Origin of the sequence: Phocaeicola sp. HCN-6420 (assembly GCF_037890145.1) — a bacterium.
Lineage (GTDB): Bacteria > Bacteroidota > Bacteroidia > Bacteroidales > Bacteroidaceae > Phocaeicola.
In genome coordinates this window covers 1-1,091 of sequence record NZ_JBBKBJ010000073.1, presented here as the reverse complement: position 1 = coordinate 1,091, position 1,091 = coordinate 1, and the positions used below count along the sequence as shown (strand labels likewise).

1 pseudogene is annotated in these 1,091 nt (G+C 42.8%); it reads right to left on the bottom strand.

The window, feature by feature from the left end:
- Window positions 1-958: pseudogene (gene ltrA, locus WKT12_RS16405) on the bottom strand (group II intron reverse transcriptase/maturase); the annotation flags it as partial.
- Window positions 959-1,091 lie beyond the last annotated feature (133 nt).

The window sequence follows — 1,091 nt, the reverse complement described above, 5'->3', positions numbered from 1 at the left end:
TTTCTACGACCAAAGGCATAGGAAAGGAATTTGATGTCACGCATATAAGCAACATGGGTCTTATCCTTATTCACCTTTAGAAAAAGTTTCGTTTCAATAAAGGGAAGCAGATTATCCAATGTGCGTTGGGCGGAACGACGGCTTTTACAAAAGATGACCAAGTCATCAGCATACCGAACGAACAAATGCCCACGTCTCTCCAGTTCCTTGTCCAACTCATTAAGCATTATATTGCTTAATAAGGGGCTCAATGGACCACCTTGAGGAACTCCGACCGGACTGTCCTCTTTCTTGCCTCCTATAAGTTCAGATATTTATGAATCAGAGAAATGACACGACCGTCTTTGATGGTACGTGACAGGATTGCTATCAACTTACTATGGCAGAATGTATCAAAGAATTTCTCCAAATCCATATCGACCGTGAACACATAACCGGCAGAGATATATTCGCCACATTTTAATAACGCATCATGAGCACTACGATGAGGGCGGAAACCATAGCTGGTTGGTGAAAATTGAGGTTCATAAAGAGGTTGAAGCACTTGTGAGATGGCTTGCTGAATCAAACGGTCAACAACCGTGGGGATACCCAAGTTACGTGTCTTCCCATTCGACTTGGGAATCTCCACACGACGCACGGGGTTCGGATGGTAGTTACCATCATAAATGGAAGTTATTAGCTTATCCTTGTGGCAACGAAGATAAGGAAGCAACTCGTCCACTTCCATACGGTCAATGCCGCCACTACCCTTGTTACTCTTTACCTGTTTATAAGCAAGGTTTAGATTAGAAGGGGAAAGAATGTATTCCAATAACTCTCCTTTTTCATGTTTAATGGCTGTAAGATGATTTTCAGTTATCCCAATGAAAGTCTGCATACCAATCAGCACTTCAGGTTCCACCCTCTGCGCCGATTGGTCGGATAGAGTTTCTATGTTCTGCTTTCTTCCCATCATAAGGTAACATTCAGGTATCTTACATAATTATGGTTCAGCCCTTCCCCATTATGGTGAGTAACAGGTACTATGGCTTCGGCTGACTTCTCACGACAAATCTTGTTTCAACCAGATACAGTTGTGGTGCATCTGT